The organism is Streptomyces sp. NPDC107538 (assembly GCF_055657445.1).
This window is the reverse complement of the sequence record NZ_JBVKAY010000006.1, coordinates 575,610-593,478: the sequence shown is the minus strand read 5'-3', so window position 1 is coordinate 593,478 and position 17,869 is coordinate 575,610. Positions and strand designations below refer to the sequence as shown.

The 17,869-nt window shown below is 68.2% G+C and carries 16 protein-coding genes and 1 pseudogene; 12 read left to right on the top strand and 5 right to left on the bottom strand.

The genetic code is table 11. The features are described 5' to 3' along the window. Positions 1–58: 58 nt before the first annotated feature. Positions 59–1,972 carry an AAA family ATPase gene (locus ACZ7MG_RS24255; RefSeq protein WP_471383344.1) on the top strand — a complete coding sequence of 638 codons (1,914 nt, stop codon included), beginning with the start codon at positions 59–61 and terminating at the stop codon, positions 1,970–1,972. Beyond that, positions 1,863–2,846, top strand: coding sequence for a helix-turn-helix transcriptional regulator (locus ACZ7MG_RS24250; RefSeq protein ID WP_471383341.1), 984 nt, complete (start codon positions 1,863–1,865; stop codon positions 2,844–2,846). The genes ACZ7MG_RS24255 and ACZ7MG_RS24250 overlap by 110 nt, the downstream gene beginning before the upstream one ends. A gap of 46 nt (positions 2,847–2,892) precedes the next feature. Here the strand turns inward: ACZ7MG_RS24250 and ACZ7MG_RS24245 are convergent, their stop codons facing one another. Further along, entirely contained in the window at positions 2,893–3,717 is an 825-nt protein-coding gene (locus ACZ7MG_RS24245) for an NAD(P)H-binding protein (RefSeq protein ID WP_471383338.1), read from the bottom strand. 300 nt (positions 3,718–4,017) lie between these two features. Between ACZ7MG_RS24245 and ACZ7MG_RS24240 the strand changes: the two genes are divergently transcribed. Continuing rightward, positions 4,018–4,923 (top strand): AraC family transcriptional regulator, encoded by a 906-nt coding sequence (locus ACZ7MG_RS24240; RefSeq protein WP_471383336.1) that lies wholly within the window; start codon positions 4,018–4,020, stop codon positions 4,921–4,923. A 153-nt stretch (positions 4,924–5,076) separates the two neighbouring features. Next, positions 5,077–5,988: an SDR family NAD(P)-dependent oxidoreductase gene (locus tag ACZ7MG_RS24235; protein WP_471383334.1), complete on the top strand. Its 912-nt coding sequence runs from the start codon at positions 5,077–5,079 to the stop codon at positions 5,986–5,988. 7 nt (positions 5,989–5,995) lie between these two features. Here the strand turns inward: ACZ7MG_RS24235 and ACZ7MG_RS24230 are convergent, their stop codons facing one another. The 3 genes from ACZ7MG_RS24230 to ACZ7MG_RS24220 form a co-directional block, all read right to left on the bottom strand. Then, positions 5,996–6,163, bottom strand: coding sequence for a hypothetical protein (locus ACZ7MG_RS24230; RefSeq protein WP_471383332.1), 168 nt, complete (start codon positions 6,161–6,163; stop codon positions 5,996–5,998). A 397-nt stretch (positions 6,164–6,560) separates the two neighbouring features. Next, the gene (locus ACZ7MG_RS24225) at positions 6,561–7,139 is read right to left on the bottom strand and encodes a TetR/AcrR family transcriptional regulator (RefSeq protein WP_471383329.1); all 579 of its coding nucleotides are present in this window, start codon (positions 7,137–7,139) and stop codon (positions 6,561–6,563) included. 121 nt (positions 7,140–7,260) lie between these two features. Continuing rightward, positions 7,261–8,313: a hypothetical protein gene (locus tag ACZ7MG_RS24220; protein WP_471383327.1), complete on the bottom strand. Its 1,053-nt coding sequence runs from the start codon at positions 8,311–8,313 to the stop codon at positions 7,261–7,263. 416 nt (positions 8,314–8,729) lie between these two features. Here ACZ7MG_RS24220 and ACZ7MG_RS24215 point away from each other — a divergent pair, with 416 nt between their 5' ends. From ACZ7MG_RS24215 to ACZ7MG_RS24185, 7 genes and pseudogenes are all read left to right on the top strand, one after another. Continuing rightward, a complete protein-coding gene (locus tag ACZ7MG_RS24215; RefSeq protein ID WP_471383325.1) occupies positions 8,730–9,254 on the top strand; it encodes a substrate-binding domain-containing protein in 525 nt (174 codons plus the stop codon). Positions 9,255–9,514: 260 nt separating this feature from the next. Then, positions 9,515–11,257, top strand: a complete 1,743-nt coding sequence (locus ACZ7MG_RS24210; RefSeq protein WP_471383323.1) for a CocE/NonD family hydrolase — start codon at positions 9,515–9,517, stop codon at positions 11,255–11,257. Continuing rightward, positions 11,254–12,897, top strand: coding sequence for an AMP-binding protein (locus tag ACZ7MG_RS24205; RefSeq protein WP_471383320.1), 1,644 nt, complete (start codon positions 11,254–11,256; stop codon positions 12,895–12,897). The genes ACZ7MG_RS24210 and ACZ7MG_RS24205 overlap by 4 nt, the downstream gene beginning before the upstream one ends. Continuing rightward, positions 12,894–13,682: an enoyl-CoA hydratase/isomerase family protein gene (locus ACZ7MG_RS24200; protein WP_471383317.1), complete on the top strand. Its 789-nt coding sequence runs from the start codon at positions 12,894–12,896 to the stop codon at positions 13,680–13,682. Before ACZ7MG_RS24205 ends, ACZ7MG_RS24200 begins: the two co-directional genes overlap by 4 nt. After that, positions 13,679–14,437 (top strand): SDR family oxidoreductase, encoded by a 759-nt coding sequence (locus ACZ7MG_RS24195; protein WP_471383316.1) that lies wholly within the window; start codon positions 13,679–13,681, stop codon positions 14,435–14,437. Before ACZ7MG_RS24200 ends, ACZ7MG_RS24195 begins: the two co-directional genes overlap by 4 nt. Positions 14,438–15,031: 594 nt before the next feature. Beyond that, positions 15,032–15,691 (top strand): TetR/AcrR family transcriptional regulator, encoded by a 660-nt coding sequence (locus tag ACZ7MG_RS24190; RefSeq protein WP_471383315.1) that lies wholly within the window; start codon positions 15,032–15,034, stop codon positions 15,689–15,691. Between the two features lie 43 nt (positions 15,692–15,734). Further along, a pseudogene (locus tag ACZ7MG_RS24185) lies at positions 15,735–16,648 on the top strand (transposase). A gap of 262 nt (positions 16,649–16,910) precedes the next feature. Here the strand turns inward: ACZ7MG_RS24185 and ACZ7MG_RS24180 are convergent. Beyond that, entirely contained in the window at positions 16,911–17,489 is a 579-nt protein-coding gene (locus tag ACZ7MG_RS24180) for a hypothetical protein (RefSeq protein ID WP_471383313.1), read from the bottom strand. A 156-nt stretch (positions 17,490–17,645) separates the two neighbouring features. Between ACZ7MG_RS24180 and ACZ7MG_RS24175 the strand changes: the two genes are divergently transcribed. Next, on the top strand, positions 17,646–17,786 hold the full coding sequence (locus ACZ7MG_RS24175; protein WP_471383311.1) for a hypothetical protein: 141 nt from the start codon (positions 17,646–17,648) through the stop codon (positions 17,784–17,786). Positions 17,787–17,869 lie beyond the last annotated feature (83 nt).

Here is a 17,869-nt window from a genome sequence, read left to right as displayed (position 1 = left end):
CGAACGAATCGAGCAACCGCACGTCAGCGACGACTGATCTCTGTCGTAGGCTCGCCGTATGCGACTGGTCGGGCGCACGCGGGAGTGCGCGCTCATTGACGCTGTGCTCACCGACGTCCGGGACGGGCGCAGCAGAATGCTGGTCCTCAGGGGAACCGTGGGTGCCGGCAAGACAGCACTGCTCTCGTACGTGGGGGAGGCCGCCGAAGGGCTGCGGATCGAGCGCGTCACGGCTATCGAGTCCGAGATGCGGTTCGCCTACGCGGGACTTCAGCGGCTTCTGGCCAAGCATGTGGACGAGGCCGGTCTGCAGGCACTTCCCGAGCCGCAGCGCGAGGCGCTGGAAGGCGCGTTGGGGCGGCGGGCGTCAGGGGCGGACGGCCTGATGCTGGTCGGGCTTGCCGCGCTGAACCTGTTGTCGCACGTCGCCGCCACGACACCGTTGGTGTGCATCGTCGACGATGCTCAGTGGCTGGACCGGGAGTCCGCGGAGGTTCTTTCCTTCGTCGGCCGACGCACGGAGCTGGACGGGCTTGGGCTGCTGTTCGCTGTCCGACAGAACGAGCAGGGGAAGACCGGATCGCCGTGCCAGGGCGTGGACGAGCTGACAGTTGAGGGACTGGCTCCCGATGCTGCCCGCGAACTGCTGGTCTCGGCGGCCGACGGGCCCGTCGCCCAAGGGGTACGGGATCGGCTGGTGGCCGAGACCGGGGGCAATCCGCTCACCCTGCTGCACGTCAGAGACTCCCTCAGCACCGGTCAGCTCGCCGGGCGGGAACCGCTGCCCGACGCGCTGCCGATCAGTGTCGCTCTGGAGCGGGCCCTGCTGGGGGTGGTGAAGAGCCTTCCCCAGCCCGCCAGGTGTGTCCTGATACTCGCCGCGGCCGATCCCACCGGGGACGAGGCCCTGGTCCGACGGGCCTGTGCCGACGTCGACGTTCCGTTCGAGGCGATCGGCGACGCCGAGGCGCGTGGCCTGGTCGAGCTCACCGACGGCATCGTCTTCCGGCACCCGCTGATGCGTTCGGCCGTGTTGTCCGCCCTCCCGTCACTGCGGCGGCGCCAAGCACATCACACGCTGGCCGAGGCCACCGACCCGGTACTGGCGCCCGACCGCCGGGCCTGGCACCGGTCGCTTGCCGTGGCCGGCCCGGACGAAGCAGTCGCCGCGGAGCTGGCGGCCTCGGCCGAACGCGCGAGCCGTCGCGGAGGCGCGGCCACCGCAGCCGCCTTTCTCCGCAAGGCGGGCGATCTCACCCCCGAGCCCGCCGCTCGTGCGCGCCGTTACCTTGCGGCGGCCTCGGGGGCGCTCCTCGCCGGAGCGGTGGATACGGCCGACGAGTTGCTCACTGTGGCCGAGCGGCAGACCGGCCTGGGCAGCCGGCTCGGTGGTCTGATGCTCCAGAGACGGGCGCAGGTTGCATCCTCCCGTGGCCGACTCGGGGAGGCGGCACCCGTGCTGACCGAGGCGGCCCGTATCTTCCAGCCGACGAGCCGCCGGCGGTCCCAGTGGCTCCATCTGTACGCCCTGTGGGCGTACATGTATCTGGGTCGCAACGCACCCGAGCGTTCCTTCGCCGAAGCGGTACGGGCCGCAAGCGCGTCCCCGCGAGCCCAACAGCCCACGGCCGTCGATCTGCTCCTGGACGGGTTCATCGAGCGCCTCACCGACTCGCACCAGGCCGCCGCACCCCAGTTGCAGAAGGCGCTGGCCGATCTGGAGCGCAGGGACGTCTGGCAGGCGCGCCCCGCCGTCCTGGAGATGGCCCAGTACGCGGCCGTCGAACTGTGGGACGACGTGGCCCTGGACGCGATCTCGGCCCGTCGGGTGCGGGAGGCGCGCGCTCGGCGCCCTCACCCCCTTGCCGCTCGCCCTCAGCGACCGTGCCCGGGCCGAACTGCTGGCGGGTCGGCTCGACGACGCACAGCTTCTGCACGAGGAGGCCCGGCAGATCACCCAGCTCACCGGTAATCCGGGTCTGATCGGTCCGGTGCCGCCCGGTGAGGCCATGGTGGCGGCCCTGCGCGGCGACGAGCCCCGCACAGGGGAGCTGGCCGCCGCGATCATCGGCCACGCGATGCGCAACCGCACTGGCCTGCTCGCGGACATGGCCGCCCACAGCCTCGGCGTCCTGGAGCTCGGACACGGGCGGCACGGAGAAGCGGTACGGCACCTGGAGTTCGCGCTCGCCGCACCACACAGCTGGGTCGCCACCGCCGCACTGCCCGACCTCGTCGAAGCCGCCGTACGAGCCGACGAGCCGGACCTCGCCCACCGCGCCGCCGACAGACTGTCCGACTCGGCACAAGCCGGGGGCACTCCCTACGGCCTGGGCGTCGATGCCGCGGCCCGGGCTCTGCTCGCGGGCGACACCGACGACGCCGACGACAAGGAAGTCGACGATCTGTACAAGAACGCCCTCGGCCAGTTGCGTCAGAGCCGCGCCGTTGTCCACCTGGCCCGCACCCATCTCCTCTACGGGGAGTGGCTGAGGCGTAGGCGACGGCGCCGGGACGCTCGCGAACAACTGCGCACCGCGCACGCGAGCTTCTCCGCACTTGGTGTCTCGGCCTTCGCCGAGCGCGCCCGGGCCGAACTCCAGGCCACCGGCGAGCGCGCCCGCAGCCGCAGCGCCGACGCGGCGACCGATGCGCTCACCCCGCAAGAGGGGCGGATCGCTCGTCTTGCCGCCGAGGGCGCGTCCACCCCCGACATTGCCGAACAGCTGTATGTCAGCCGACGCACGGTCGAGTCCCACCTGACGAAGATCTACGCCAAACTGGGGGTGAGCTCCCGGGCCCAGCTGGCGTACGCGATGCTCCGTCACCCGAGTCCGCGGCCGTAGGCGTCGCTCGCAGCCGTACGGACGATTCGTCCAACGCCTCGGATCGTCAGGGACGGAAGTCGTCGGCGTGCTCCTGCGCCCATTCCGCGAAGGACTGGGCCGGACTGCCAGTGAGCTTCTCGATGATCAGTCCCGACGTGTCCGGGACGTTCTCGACGCCCGCCTCCCACGCGCCCATGTGCGTCACGACCCTCGTCGAGGGAACCCTCCTGGCCAGCTCGGCCCGCCCTTCCTCGGGTGTCACTTCCTCAATCGGGATCTTCCTGCCGATGGCGGCGCCGATGTGATCGATCTGCTCGCGCAGGCTGAGCGCATGCGGCCCGTACAGGGTGTACGCCTGCCGCGAGTGTCCCGGCTCGGTCAGCGCGGTCACCGCGACCGCGGCCATGTCCCGCTCGCCGATGGGAGCCGTCAGCGAATCCGGGTACGGCAGCCGAACGGGCTGCCCTGCCCTGATCGTCTCCCCCCACCACCGCAGGGCGTTTCCCGAAAACATCCCTGGCCGGAGGAACGTCCAGGAAAGCCCGGACTCCATCAGGGCCGATTCCACGATTTTGTGCTCACGTCCCACGGGCTGGTGGTCGGCGCCGGGCAGGACAGCCCCCGCGGACGAGAGCAGCACGACGTGCCGTACTCCGGCCGAGCGCGCGGCATCGACGAACGCGTCGATGCCTGCCGAGTTGCTGTAGAGAAAGACCTGTTCCGCGCCCTCCAGCGCGGTGGGCAACGATTCCGGCGCTTCCAGGTCCGCCGCCACGTGAGAGGCGTCCGGCGTCCGGCTCGTGCGCCGGACCGGTACGTCCAAGGCCGTGAGACCTTCGGCGACATGGCGGCCGACGTTTCCTCGAGCGCCGATGACAACTGTGACCATGGTGTGGGGCTCCTCTGCATCCTCTGTGAGCACGTCCGCAAGTCGGGTGCCTACCTCGTGCCGGACGTGCGACGTCCTCTACGAGGACGGTACGGAGGGCGCGTTGACCTTCGCATCGGGGAAGTCCGCAGTCCGCCGAGCGTGACTCGGCTACTCGTTGCGCAACGCGCTCTGGAGAGAGAGTGCCGGTGGACCTGACGCTGGTGGCCGAGCACCGGCACGGGCGCGGCATGTCGGAGCTGAACTTGCACGATGCTCGCGAGCATAGAATCCGGCGTGGAACGGTGGTGCAATGGAGGCATGTGTCTCGATGAGTTCCGCGCCTTGGTAGCCCGGCATGCCCGCTCCGACTGGACCACGGCCATCGACGGTGTCTTCCTCTCCAAGGTCGACAGGCCAAATCCGCCGGCGCCTTTCATGTCCGGCACGGTGCTCGGGATCATCGCCCAGGGTGCCAAACGCCTCGCGTTGGGGGACCGGGTGTATGAGTACGGCCCCGGTCAGTACATGGTCGCGTCCGTCGATCTGCCCGTAACGGGGCAGCTGCTGCAGGCCGAGCCCGAGCAGCCCGCCCTCGGCTTCCTCCTCACCCTGGAGGCGTCTGCCGTCGCCGAACTTCTCCTGCGGGCCGGTCCTGGGGACATCCCGCGCGCAGGCGTAGGCGTGCCGTCGGCAATAGCCGTCAGCGACGCTCCCACCGCGCTCCTTGACGCAGTGGTCCGGCTGTTGCGTCTGCTCGACGAACCAGGTGACCGGGCGGTGCTGGCGCCGCTGGTGAAACGCGAGATCCTGTGGCGGCTGATCACCGGCGAGCAGGGTGCGACGGTGCGCCAGCTCGGTCTGGCCGACAGCAGTCTCAGCCACATCTCGCGGTCCGTGCGCTGGATTCGCGAGCACTACGACCAGCCCTTCCGCGTCGAGGATGTGGCACGCATGTCCGGCATGGGCGTCTCCGCCTTCTACCGCAACTTTCAGGCGGTTACCGCGATGAGCCCTATCCAGTTCCAGAAGCAGATCCGCCTGCAGGAGGCCCGGCTACTGCTCGCCACTCACCCCGGCGACGTCACCGGGGTCGGCCGGCGGGTCGGCTACGACAACCCCTCACAGTTCAGCAGGGAGTACCGCCGCCAGTTCGGAGCTCCTCCGAGCCGCGACGCGGCCCGCCTGCGGAACACTGTACGAACGCCAGAGGGAGTCCTGCCCTGAACGCACGGTACCGCTGCGGAGGATTGTGCAAGAAGGAGCGAGGATAGTTCTAGTAGGCCCACTGGTCAGAGCGATGCAATGGATCTCATCAGTTCTTCTCAGACAAGGAGAACGCCTGCGGCACCAGGCCGCAGATCCGGCATCGGAGGAATCATGACCGAAAAGTGGACGAGCGGCGACGTGCCGGCCCAGAACGGCCGACTCGCCGTAGTCACCGGCGCGAACACCGGTCTCGGCTTCGAGATCGCCCGCGTCCTGGCGGCACGCGGCGCATCGGTGGTGCTGGCGGTGCGAGACGTGGAAAGGGGCAAGCAGGCCGCCGCCCGGATCGCCGACACAGCGCCGGGCGCGAATCTCATGGTCCAGCGCCTCGACCTGACGTCACTCGAGTCCATCCGCGCCGCCGCGGACGCCCTGCGGGCCAAGCACCAGAGAATCGACCTGCTGATCAACAACGCGGGGGTGATGTACCCGCCCAAGCAGCTCACCCGCGACGGGTTCGAGCTGCAGTTCGGTACCAACCACCTCGGTCACTTCGCACTCACCGGACTGCTGATCGAGCAGATGCTGCCGGTGCCGGGCTCCCGCGTGGTGACGGTCAGCAGCCTCACCCACCGAGGGGCCGGCATCGACTTCGACGACTTGCAGTGGGAACGCTCCTACAGTCGCAGTGCCGCCTACGGCCGGTCCAAGCTGGCGAACCTGATGTTCACCTACGAGTTGCAGCGCCGTCTGGCCAGCGCGGGCACGACCATCGCGGCCGCAGCCCACCCGGGCTTCGCCGACACCGAGCTGACGCGCAACTCACCCGCGCCCCTGCGCGCCATGAACACCCTCCTTGCGCCGGTCATGACACAGAAGCCCGCGATGGGCGCCCTGCCCACGCTGCGCGCGGCGACCGACCCCGACGTGGTTGGCGGTCAGTACTACGGCCCGGGCGGATTCCAGCAGTACAAGGGCTACCCGAAGCCGACCGAATCCAGCAAGGAATCTCACGACACCGCCGTCCAGCGCCGCCTGTGGACCGTCTCGGAGGAGCTGACCGAGGTCTCGTTCCCCGTCTGAGCGGACATCAGCGCTGCAGCGAGGCTCCGATCGGCCTGACGATGGACGCCGTGCCCTCACCACGCGGGGATGCGGGCGGGCGGGACGGCACTCCAGAACCAACGAGCACCACGAAGGGGGCGGTGGCCGGCACGATCATGGCCGTGCGGGCGCCGATCTTCAGGGACTCATGCAAAGGTTTCCTCGGCTTCCAGTGCTGTGACCGGGGCCTGTCGAGAGGCGACCCACCCCTTGCGATTCGCGCGGCGGGTAGCAGGGCCCGCAGGGAGAGGGCATCGCCCAGCCGTGTCACTACGGTGAGGCTGAGTAGTCGGGCGACTTTGCCCCGGCTGATACCGCCAGAAAGTCGCGGTCGGCGGCCATTGAACCGCCCGCCCGGAGAAGGGTTCCACGTGACCGCCGTCGGACAGACAGCAATCAGCACAGATCACGCGGATCTCTCACTGGTGGAGACTGACGAACCACTGCGAGAACTGGAACAGCTCAGTGGATTCATCCGCGACCAGGACGGCACGATGCATCAACCACGCGCAGAAGCCGTGACCGACCAGACAGCCAGCGCAGAGGCCGGCTCATTGTTCTGGGGTCGCCGTGGTGCGTCGGATGAGTGCCCACAGGCGGCTGGCGAGGGCCTCGACCTCTTCCTCCGGCGCCTGCTCCGGAGACTGCATCCAAGGTGTCAGTACTGCGAGCAGACCACCCGCCAGGAAGAGACGACTGTCCGGGTCATTGCTGAGCTGGCTGAAATACCCAGCCGTGTGGTCCACCACTGTTTGGCGTCCCTGACCGAACTGTCCGTCCCCTTTCATGATCCGCCCGTACAGCCAGCGATGACGATTAAGCTCCGTCAGCAGATCCAGCAGAGTTGACGGCACGTCGTCTCTGGGAGACTCGGAGGCCATCCCCAGTTCCAGACGCATCTGCAGCCGACGCCGGACAGCCTCGGCGATCAACTCGTCCGGACCGGCGTAGTGCTGGTAGAAGGTCGGTCGGCTGACACGCGCCGCGGCGGTGATCTCACTGATCGAAAGGGTCCGAGAATCGGTGCCCGTGTTCTGGAGCAGATGAGTCACGGCGTCAACCAGCAGTTCCCGAGTGCGGGTCACTCGTGGATCGACTTTCGACTCCCTGCTGAGATCGCTGATGTCCATCCTCCTTGTGCCTGACCAGCCGTTTGTTGCGGGCAGCATTCTATCTGCGTACGACCTGTTCAGGGGCTTCGCTCGGCGGCAGGGAACGTGGGCGGCCGGGAGTCCCGGCCGCCCACACCAGTCAGGCCAGCGGGCTATTGGACACCGGGTCGCCGCGGAAGGCGCCGTGCTTGGGTTCGGTCTCGCCCCAGGCGAACCATGTCGCGGGTTCACGGGTGTCGCCGACACGGCGGAACCTGCCCTCCTGCTGCGGGGTCGGCGGCTGCCCGTGCTCCACCATGTCGGGCATGCTGCCCTTCGGATGACGGAGGAACTCCCACTGCTGTCCGTCGACAGTCAGAGCGATCTGCTCGGCGAACGGAGTGCCGTTCTGCTGGTAGACGCGGACATCAACGTCCTGTGTCGCCAGGACATGGTTGCCGTCGGTGACCACACCGAATCCCAGCCGGTCGTGGCCCACCATGAAGTGGCCGCCCTCGAAGGAGCCGTCCTTGTAGCGTGTGGCCCAGGTGTACCAGAGCAGGTGGCCCTCGTTCTCCAGGATCAGGTCCTTGTCCCGGTAAAGGGTGCCCTCCTCGTGCATGTAGGCCTGGTCGAAGGCCAGTATCCCGCGCACCGGGCGTCCGAGCACGGTTCCCGTTACCTCCACGAACTGGGAGACGTAGTAGGTGCCGTAGTGACGACCCGGCAGGTACCAGTGCAGGCCAGGGTTGATCGGGGTGCCGGTGAGCTCGAACAGATCCTCCTCGAGCCAGGTGAAGGAAGCGAGTCCGTACCGGAGTTCGAAGGGCTGCCCGGGGACGCCGGCGGCCTGCCGCCAGACTGCCTCATCGCTCTCCCTGACGCCGACGGCGCCCTCGGCGGACGCCGCCGCATGCATGCGCTCCATGTCGTAGCGCAGGGTCTTGCCGTCGATGAGCGTGGACTGGAAGAGCAGGAGCCGCGGGAAGCCTCCCTCGAGGCCGTCGCCCTGGTGGGAGTTGTGGTTGACGCTGCGGCACACCTCGTAGATCTCGCCCTGTTCGTCGTCGAGCCGACCGTAGACGAACGTCGCCGCCGGCGGCAGACCGTAATACGACCGGTCCGACAGGACGTCCTCGATGGTGGGCTGGTGGGCGCCCGAGAGCATCTGGAAAAAGTGCCCGCGGGGGTGGACATGTTTGACGATCGGCACGGTGGCCTCCCTGTCGCTCGATCTATCTTACATGTGTAGCTTACTTTACGAGTGTAAGATAGATGTCAGTGGGCGATGCCTGGGACCTGGCATGGGAAGGGGAATGTGCGGGACCGCACGCCAGAAAGGCGTACACGCTATGACCGTGACGAAGCTCGGTGAGCGCACCGCCCCGGTGGTCGTCGACCTGCGGATCGGCACCATCGGCTACGAGACGGCCCACACGATCTCCGACGTGGTCGCCAACAGTGCGGCCCAGGCGCCCGCGCAGCGAGACCTTCGTTCCCCGCGTCGAGTAGACCCCGGAGGGGTTCCTGGGCATCGAGCCCGCATGGACATCAGCCGGCGCGCGAGGGGAGACCGCCATCGCCCGTGTTCGCCGCTGCACCGCGTTGAGGCGCATCTTCTGCCTTCGGGTGGGTGCTCGAGCTTGGCAATGTTGGCCCGGCGGGACAGGAGCCGTTCACCGTCTGTGTCGATCACTGCCGTGCGGTGGTGTGTCTTGTCGATGCCGTAGCGAGGCCGCGAACCTCGCGCTGGCGATCGCACGTGCCGACCCCGATGTCGAAGTGTCCGAGCAGATCGCCGGAACCGACCCGCAGGCCCAGATCTCGCAGTACCAGTCGATGATCGCCCAGGGTGCGAAGGCCATCATCTCGTTCCCGGTCTCGCCCACGGCGCTCAACCAGACCATTCGCCAAGGCTGCGAGCGCGGCGTGAAGTTCTTCATGTACGACGCCACCGTCACCGAGCCGTGCGCGTGGAACGTCTCGTACATCACCGGCGCTCCGCAGGGGAAGCCCGACCGGCCCTTCTTCGGCGCGAACACCGCACAGGCGCTTGTGGACGAACTGGGTGGCAAGGGCAAGAGACACGGCGCCCGCCACCGCGGCAGTCGCCTCACTTGCGCGCATTGGCTCCACCGTGAAGATCATCGATAGCTCTTCGTCATTCGGACCCCCATGGGCGTTGATATTTCAGGACGCTCTGGGCCTGGGCGGCGGAGTTTTTGTCGGCAGCCCCCCGGATGTCGATGCACCCGAACCGGTCGATCACGCCGGGCGGCACGAACCAAATCCGCGCAGGTCAATAACACGAGGCGAGGGACAGCGGCCGTTCGGGGTAATTGACAGGGTACTGATGTTCTCTTTAACGTACCCATGTCCGGGAGCCATGCCTCCCAGCTCAAAGAGGAGCACCGATGCAGCACCTGTACGACATAGATGTCCGGATTCCGATGCGTGACGGCGTAGCCCTCGCCGCCAACGTGTGGCACCCGGCCGAAGGGGCGGCTCCGACGTTGCTCGTGCGCATGCCGTACGGCAAGGACGCGGTGAGTATCGCCCAGATCACGCCCTCCTTCCCTGCTTTGCTGGAGGCCGGCTACGCGGTAGTGGTGCAGGACTGCCGGGGCACCTTCCGCTCGGAAGGCGAGTTCGTTCCTCACATGGCCGACCGGGCCGACGGCGAGGACACCGTCGGATGGATCGTCGAGCAGCCGTGGTCGGACGGCACGGTGGGCATGTACGGGCCGTCCTACCTCGGCATGGTCCAGTGGGAAACCGCCGTGAGCGGTGCCCCCGGCCTCAAAGCGATCGCTCCGACCTTCACCTCGACCGACAACTACGAGGCGCCCTGGTTCTCCCCGGGTGGCGCGCTCTCATTGAGCCTGGTCACGTGGTGGAACGCCATGATGTACGCGGCTGACGCGCAGCGGTCGCTGGCGGCCGGTGAGGGCTCCGTGTCCCAATTGCAGCAGCTCGGTCAGGCGGTGCTGTTTCCGGAGCCTCTCAACGATGTGCTGCCGACGGCGGAGGTTCCGGTCCTGGCGGCGTACGGGAAGTGGTGGGACGACTGGATGGCCCATCCGTCCCACGACGAGTACTGGGACGCCATGGAGCTCACCCAAGAGCTCAAGAACGTCACCGTGCCGGCGCTGAACATCGGTGGCTGGTACGACCTCTACATCGGGCAGACCGTGCGCACCTACACCGCCGCCCGCCGGCAGGCAGGCAGCGCACAGGCACGCGAGGGCCAGCGGCTGATCATCGGCCCGTGGGATCACGCGTCCACGACGGGCGTCTATCCCGACCGCTCCTTCGGGCCGTTGGCCAATGCTCAGGTGCTGGGTCTGACGGACCTGCATGTGAAGTTCTTCGACCGCTGGCTCCGCGGCGACACCGGTGCTCTGGACGGCGTGGCGCCGGTGAAGATCTTCGTGATGGGTATCGACGAGTGGCGCGATGAGCAGGAGTGGCCGCTCCCCGACACGAGGTGGACAGACTTCCATCTCACGAGCGAGGGCCACGCCAACACGGCGGGCGGCGACGGCGTGCTGACGACCGAGCCGCCGACCGTCGCGCGACAGGACACCTACCTCTACGACCCGCGCCGCCCGGTTCCCACGGCCGGCGGGGCGTCCATGCCGACGACATTCGGATTCTGCGGCCCGGTCGACCAGCGGACCGTCGCCGGCCGCGATGACGTCCTGTGTTTCGCCGGACCCGTCCTGGAGGAGGCTGTCGAGGTCACCGGTCCGGTCAGCCTGAGGCTGTTCGTCTCTTCTTCGGCGGTGGACACCGACTTCACCGCCAAGCTCGTCGACGTCTTCCCCGACGGTAAAGCGATCAACCTGTGCGACGGGATCCTGCGCGCACGCTACCGCAACGGCCTCGCCGCGGAAGAGCTCATGGACCCCGGCACGGTCTACGAGATCACCATCGACATGACCGCCACCTCCAACGTGTTCCTCCCCGGTCACCGCATCCGCGTCGACGTCTCCAGCAGCAACTTCCCCCGCTACGACCGCAACACCAACACCGGCGGCATCATCGCTCAGGAGAGCGAGGAGCAGATGATCCCCGCGGTCAACCACATCCATCACGGCCCGAACCATCCCAGCCGTCTGGTCCTGCCGGTCATCGACCGCAAGGACCAGCCGTGAGCGCCGCCGACCGGGTCGCCGAACTGACCGCGCGATTCAAGGCACCCTCCCTCGACGTGGCCTGGCTGCTGTGCGACCGGCACCCCGCCGACCGCCCGGCGTTCACCGTTGTCGATGCCGCCGGTGACGTCTCCACTCTGTCCTTCGGTGAGCTCGCGGCGGACTCGCACCGCTGTGCGCGGGCGCTTCAGGGGCTTGGCGTCGGTCCGGGCGACCGGGTCGCGACCCTGATGGGCAAGAGCACCGACCTGGTCACCCTCGTCCTGGCGATCTGGCGGCTCGGCGCGGTCTACGTCCCGCTGTTCACCGCGTTCGCGCCCCAGGCCATCGCTCTGCGTCTGGAGGGCGCGGGTGCGCACGTCGTGGTCGTCGACCCGGACCAGCGCCACAAACTCGACCCGGGCTCCGACATGCCGGACGACCCTCGGCGCCGCATCGTGGTCACCCAAGCCGGCACTTCGAACGGTGACATGGTGCTGGCAGACCTCGTCGCGGCCGCGTCGCCCGAGCCGGTGCCCGCCGTCACCACCAGCGGGGACGGACCGCTGGTGCACATGTTCACCTCCGGCACCACCGGCAAGCCCAAAGGGGTCATCCACCCCGTCTCCTACATCGCCGGATGGCAGGTCTACCTGGAGTACGGTCTCGGCGTCACCCGGGACAGCAGCTACTGGTGCGCCGCCGACCCCGGCTGGGCCTACGGGCTGTACTCCGCCATCGTCGCCCCGATGGCCGCCGGCATCCCCAGCCTGCTGCTGTCCGGCGGCTTCTCTCCGGAGACGACCTGGCAGACCCTGGTCGACCACCAGGTCACCGACTTCACCGCCGCTCCCACCGTGTACCGGGGACTGCGCTCCTCACCGGTGCCCGTGCCCCAAGGGCTGCGCCTGCAACGGGCGTCCAGCGCGGGAGAGCCCCTGACCCCCGAGGTCAACGAATGGGCCGGTATCACGCTCCGGCTGGCCGTGCACGACCACTTCGGCCAGACCGAGGTCGGCATGCCCCTGGCCAACCACCACCACCCCGAACTCGCACGCCCCCTCAAGACGGGATCGATGGGCCGGCCGGTGCCCGGCTGGAGCCTCACGGTCCTGGCCGACCAAGAAGACGAGCCCGCAGGACCAGGCGTGCTCGGCCGGGTCGCGATCGACGTCGCGGCGAGCCCGCTGATGACCTTCCGGGAGTACCAGATCCCAGGGCAGAGCGACGCCAAGTTCACCGCCGACGGCCGCTGGTACCTCACGGGCGACGCCGGCCGGGTCGACGCCGACGGCGACTTCTTCTTCTCCTCCCGCGACGACGACGTCATCATCATGGCCGGTTACCGGATCGGGCCGTTCGAGATCGAGAGCGTCCTCGCTCAGCACCCCGCGGTCGCCGAGTGCAGCGTCATCGGCGCACCCGACGAGGTACGCGGCGAGGTCATCGAGGCGTACGTCGTCCTCCGCGACGGTGGCGAAGCCTCCCCAGAACTGGCCACCGAGCTCCAGCAGTTGGTCAAGACCCGCTACGCCGCCCACGCCTATCCGCGCACGATCCACTTCATCGACGCCCTGCCCAAGACACCCAGCGGCAAGATCCAGCGCTACCTGCTGCGCAGCCGCCGACACACCGAACTCGCTACCCCGGAGCCACGTTGACCGACACCGAACCTCTACTCGTCGAGCAACGCGGCACCGTCCGCTGGCTGCTGCTCAACCGCCCGGAGCGGCGCAACGCCCTCGACATCTCCCTCATCGAAGCCCTGGACAAGCAGATCACCAGCGCCGAGGCCGACCCCGGCACAGCGGTCATCGCCGTGGCCGGCCGGGGACCGAGCTTCTGCGCCGGCGGGGACTTCCACCAGTTCCTGGAACTTCACGAGCGGGGTGACAACCCGGTCGCCTTCCTGGCCGACGTGTCAGCTTGCTTCAGTCGCATCGCGGCCAGCCCGAAACCCTGGGTCGCCGTCCTGCATGGTCACGCCGTCGCCGGGGGCCTCGAACTCGCCCTGGCCTGCGATGTCGTCGTCGCCGCCGACACCACGCTCATCGGCGACGGACACCTCAACCGGCGCCTGGTACCGGCCGGCGGATCCAGCGTCCGGCTCCCCGACGCGGTCGGACGCGGGTTGTCGCGCTGGCTCCTGCTCACCGGCGAACTGCTGCCCGCCACCGCTTTCGAGAACACCGGCTGGATCCGGGCGATCGTGCCCGAGGCCGAACTCGACGCCACCGCCACCCGCATCTGCCGGCAACTGGCCGACCGCCACAGCCCCGCCCAGCAACGGCTCAAGACGCTGCTGCACCGGATCGACGGCATCGCCCCCGAGCACGCCCTGCGCGAGGAACTGGCCACCTTCGCCGACAACTGGCAGGCCAGCTCGGTGGCCGACGCCTTGCGCGCCTTCCTCACTCCCCGGACCACGAAAGCAGACACCCCGTGAACCGCTACCCCGGGCGCGTCGTCGCCATCACCGGAGCCGCGCAGGGTCTCGGCCTCGCGATGGCGACCCGGTTCGCCGCCGAGGGTGCTGCTGTCGCCCTGGCCGACGTCAACGAACAGGCCCTCACCGACGCCGCCGGGGCCATTGCCGACGCCCACGACGCGAAACTCCGCACCGACACGGTGGACGTGACCGACTCCGCCCGGGTCGACGACTGGATCACCGGTGTCACCGCCGATCTCGGCCGCCTCGACGTGCTGGTCAACAACGCCGGCATCATCCGCGACAACCGCGTAGAGGACATCACCGACGACGACTGGCACGCGGTCATCGACGTCAGCCTCACCGGCGGCTTCCACTGCGCCCGCGCCGCGTTCGCCCCCATGAAACGCCAGGGCTACGGACGCATCATCAGCTTCTCCTCCATGTCATGGCGCGGGAACTTCGGCCAGACCAACTACGTGGCCGCCAAGGCCGGCATCGTCGGCATGACCCGCACCCTCGCACTCGAAGGCGCCCGCCACGGCATCACCGCCAACGCCATCGCCCCCGGCCTCATCGAGACACCCATGCTCGCCTCCATGAACGGCCCCGCACGCGACAAACTCACCAACAAGGTCCCGATGCGCCACACCGGCAGGCCCGAGGACATCGCCGAAGCCGCAGCCTTCCTCGCAAGCGAAGCCGCCGGCTACATCACCGGCATCGTCCTCGACGTCGACGGCGGCATCTCCATCGGATCCTCGATCCGATAACGCTGCTCCGACGATCACGCGGTGACTGCGGGCTCGCCGTCGGGGACTGTCACGGCCCGGCTCACCCCTCTCGGCGGAGGAAAGCGCGAGGTCCTCGACGCCAGGGCGAGAACCCTCGGGACGACTCGGCCGAGAGCGCCGTCTCGGTGCTTGCCGCCGAACTGGCGGACAGCAATGTCTCCCACGCCGTGATCGAGCCCCGGTTCTACCTGCAGAACCCGCCTCTGCCGCCTCATCGCAGGCGTCCGCGAAGACGGCGTGTTGCGCCACCGCCGCCCAGCGACTTCCGCGCCTCGTGGGCCTCGCACCTGGACATCGCCGCCACGGCGTCGTTCGCGCGCACCGACGTCACCGGTGTCGTCTCCCTTCCCGCTCGCACTTACATCGATCTCCGGCCTGGATCGCCGACGCTGATTCTCGGACCCCGGTGATCAGTGCGACGGCGCCTGCAAGTCCCTGGCCCGTCGCCTGAACGCCACTCACCGTGTGGGTACGTTATGCGGTACGCTGGTACCCACTTGGCGAGGGGTCGGTCTTCCGGTTCGGACGATCACCCGTCGCTTCAGGTGGAGATCCTCATGGGAGACTGCTGCGGTGACGGCTAAAACTGACTCGCGTGACCGCCGCCCGCGCCGCACGGCACGCAGGCGGGTCGTCGACACTCGCCGACGGGACGAACTGCTGATCCAGGCCGAGGCGATCATCCTGGCCGAAGGCTTCACCGCGGTGACCATGGACGACCTCGCCCAGCGGCTGGAGTGCTCCAAGGCGACGCTGTACAGCCTCGCCTCCACCAAGGAACAGCTGGTGCTGGCCGTCACCCGCGCCTTTTTTCGGGATGCGACAGTCGAGATCGAGCAGGCTGTCCAGGCCGAGCCCGACCCTAGGCAGCGGATCCGCGTGTACCTCACCGGCGTCGGCACGGCCATGCGCCGGCATTCCCATGCCTTCTACGACGACATGGTCGGTTACGAACCGACCGCACAGATCTACCGCAAGAACTCCGCCGCCGCGGCGCACCGGGTCCACGAACTGATCGAAGAGGGCGTTCGGACCGGCGTCTTCCGCGCGCTCAACGGCCACTTCGCCGCCCAGGTCGTGGCAGTCACCATCGACGCGGTCCAGTCGGGGGTCCTCCTTGAGAGGACCGGCCTGACCGCCGGCGACGCCTTCTCCGAACTCGGTGACCTCCTGCTGGGTGGGCTCAGCTCGGGGCAGGGCACCACTTACGAGTTGGTGCGTGACAGCGGGTGAGGCGTCGTGCTCCGACCGGTGGCATGATCCGGCTGTGGCGATCATGGTCAATCGGGCAGTGCTGGCGCATCGGCTGTTCACGGGGATCTCCCGGCGTCATCTCGCCCGTCTGGTCGCGGAGTTGGCGGTGCCGTGACAGGCCGGAGTCGAGGGCCGCCGTCATGCTGCGCGAGGCGGGATCCGTAAGCGGGCTGCAGGAGCGGGTGCCCGCCACCAGTTGGTGTTCGTCGACCGACTGGTGGCCACGCTGATCCATCTGCGGCACAACCTGCCGCACGCGGTGCTGGGGCTCCTGTTCGGTGTCGACCGCTCCACTGTCACCCGCGCGATCGGAGAAGTGCGCACGCTCCTGGCCGAGCGGGGGTGCGCGGTCCCCGACCGCCCTGGCCTGCGTCTTCGGACGCTGCCGGATGTGTTCGCCTACGCACAGGCCGAGGGCGTCGAGCTGCGCCTGGACGCCACGGAGATTCAGGTCCGCCGACCACCGGCCGGGCGTGGTGGTCGGCGCGCGTTCGTCTCGGGGAAGAAGAAGCAGACACGATGAAGGCCACCGTCATCGCCGACCGGCGAGGCCGCACGTTTTGGGCCGACGCCCTGCGGCCTGGTCGAATGCACGATGCCACGGCCGTCCGCAACGAAGGCATCGCCGTGTGCTTCCAGCACTTCCCCGACGTCGAGGTCCTCCTGGACGACGGCTACCTGGGCCTAAGCCGCGACCACCGCGGGCAAGCGATCACACCGCCCAGAAAGCCGCGCCCGGGAGCACTGCCCGGCGGAGTCGAACAGTGGGAGCGGGACCGCCACGAGCACTCCTCCGACCGCATCACCGTCGAGCACGCTCTCGCCGACCACAAACGCTGGAAGCAACTGACGCGCTTCACCCACCGCCGCGACCGTCTACCCGACACCTACCGCGCCATCGCCGGCCTCGTCCCCGACCGCACCGCTCAAACCTGACCAGCGATCCTCAACCAGACCAGCCCACCTCACCCGCTATCACGCACCAACTCGTTAGAGGGCGGTATGCGAGCGAGGCGATGGACCTGGAGATCGCGCCCAACAACATCAACAACACTCGACTGAAGCGCAAGCGGCTGACCGAGCGCAGAATCCTGGTCGAGACGGAGCAGGGCTTGTTCACCCAGCCGCGGCCGTAGCCGCCCGGCGACACTGCGGCCAGCGCGCTTGCCTCTCCCGAAAGCGCGAAACGGACATCGACTTACGCACCGCCTCTCAGCTCCTGGACTGCGTCGATCACGCTGTCCACCACCACGGTGACCGGCTTGGTCGCATCGATGATCGTCGCGCCATGGCTTTCGTAGATCGCTCGCATCCGAGGATTCCACTTCAGGGCCGCTGCGAGCTCTTCGGGATGTTGACCGAATGGGTTCGTAGTGCGGTTCGCGAGCCGGTGGCGGAGGGTGTCCTCGTCGATCACCAGGCACACGATGGCGTCGCAAAGATCGAGGATGTCTGCCTCGTTCTCCGCCGACCCGCACAAGAACGCGATTCGGGAACGAGACTCCTTGACGAGGGTCTCAACGCGCTCGCGGACGATCTCCCACCCGTATCGATCGAGCCAGCCGCCGGGAACCGGATACGGGGGATCCGTTACGACCTCGCCGTTCGCCCGGTCGATCCAGCGACTGAAGCCGTCCTCGTCGGCGTCGAGCGCGACGTGGCCACGCGCTCGTAACACCCCGCAGACCGTGGACTTGCCAGTCCCTGAATTGCCCGTCACCCACACCAATGTCACGCCGCCAGCGTAGACATGACCACCCTGGGCCAGCGACGCCATCGCCGCGATCAGGCAAGGTGTAGCTTCGACCGAGTGACTGCTCCGGCACAGCCGGCGGACGGCCAAAGCCCCAGCTCAGCTACCCATGCCAGGTGCGTCAAGCACGCCATCGCGACCGGTCGCTCAGCCTGAGCTGTACCCAAGCCGAAACAGGCATTGGCCTACATACCGCCCTCTTACGTCATCGACCGTCAGGGGACGGTCCGGGATGCCTTCAACTCGCTGACCAATACGGACCAGCACGTCAGCGACGCGCTCGACGTAGTCCGCAACATCCAGACCGAGAACCCGGTCTGACACTTCAGACAGGCGCATGACCATGCCGAACGGCAAGATGAGGGCGGCCCAGCTCGACCGGTCCGGTGGGTCGGAGGTGCTGC

Excerpts from the sequence above, each read along its gene's own strand:
- ACZ7MG_RS24180 (WP_471383313.1), bottom strand. The coding sequence starts at position 17,489 with ATGGCGTCGCTGGCCCAGGGTGGTCATGTCTACGCTGGCGGCGTGACA.
- ACZ7MG_RS24235 (WP_471383334.1), top strand. The coding sequence starts at position 5,077 with ATGACCGAAAAGTGGACGAGCGGCGACGTGCCGGCCCAGAACGGCCGA.
- ACZ7MG_RS24240 (WP_471383336.1), top strand. The coding sequence starts at position 4,018 with ATGTGTCTCGATGAGTTCCGCGCCTTGGTAGCCCGGCATGCCCGCTCC.
- ACZ7MG_RS24245 (WP_471383338.1), bottom strand. The coding sequence starts at position 3,717 with ATGGTCACAGTTGTCATCGGCGCTCGAGGAAACGTCGGCCGCCATGTC.
- ACZ7MG_RS24255 (WP_471383344.1), top strand. The coding sequence starts at position 59 with ATGCGACTGGTCGGGCGCACGCGGGAGTGCGCGCTCATTGACGCTGTG.
- ACZ7MG_RS24210 (WP_471383323.1), top strand. The coding sequence starts at position 9,515 with ATGCAGCACCTGTACGACATAGATGTCCGGATTCCGATGCGTGACGGC.
- ACZ7MG_RS24225 (WP_471383329.1), bottom strand. The coding sequence starts at position 7,139 with ATGGACATCAGCGATCTCAGCAGGGAGTCGAAAGTCGATCCACGAGTG.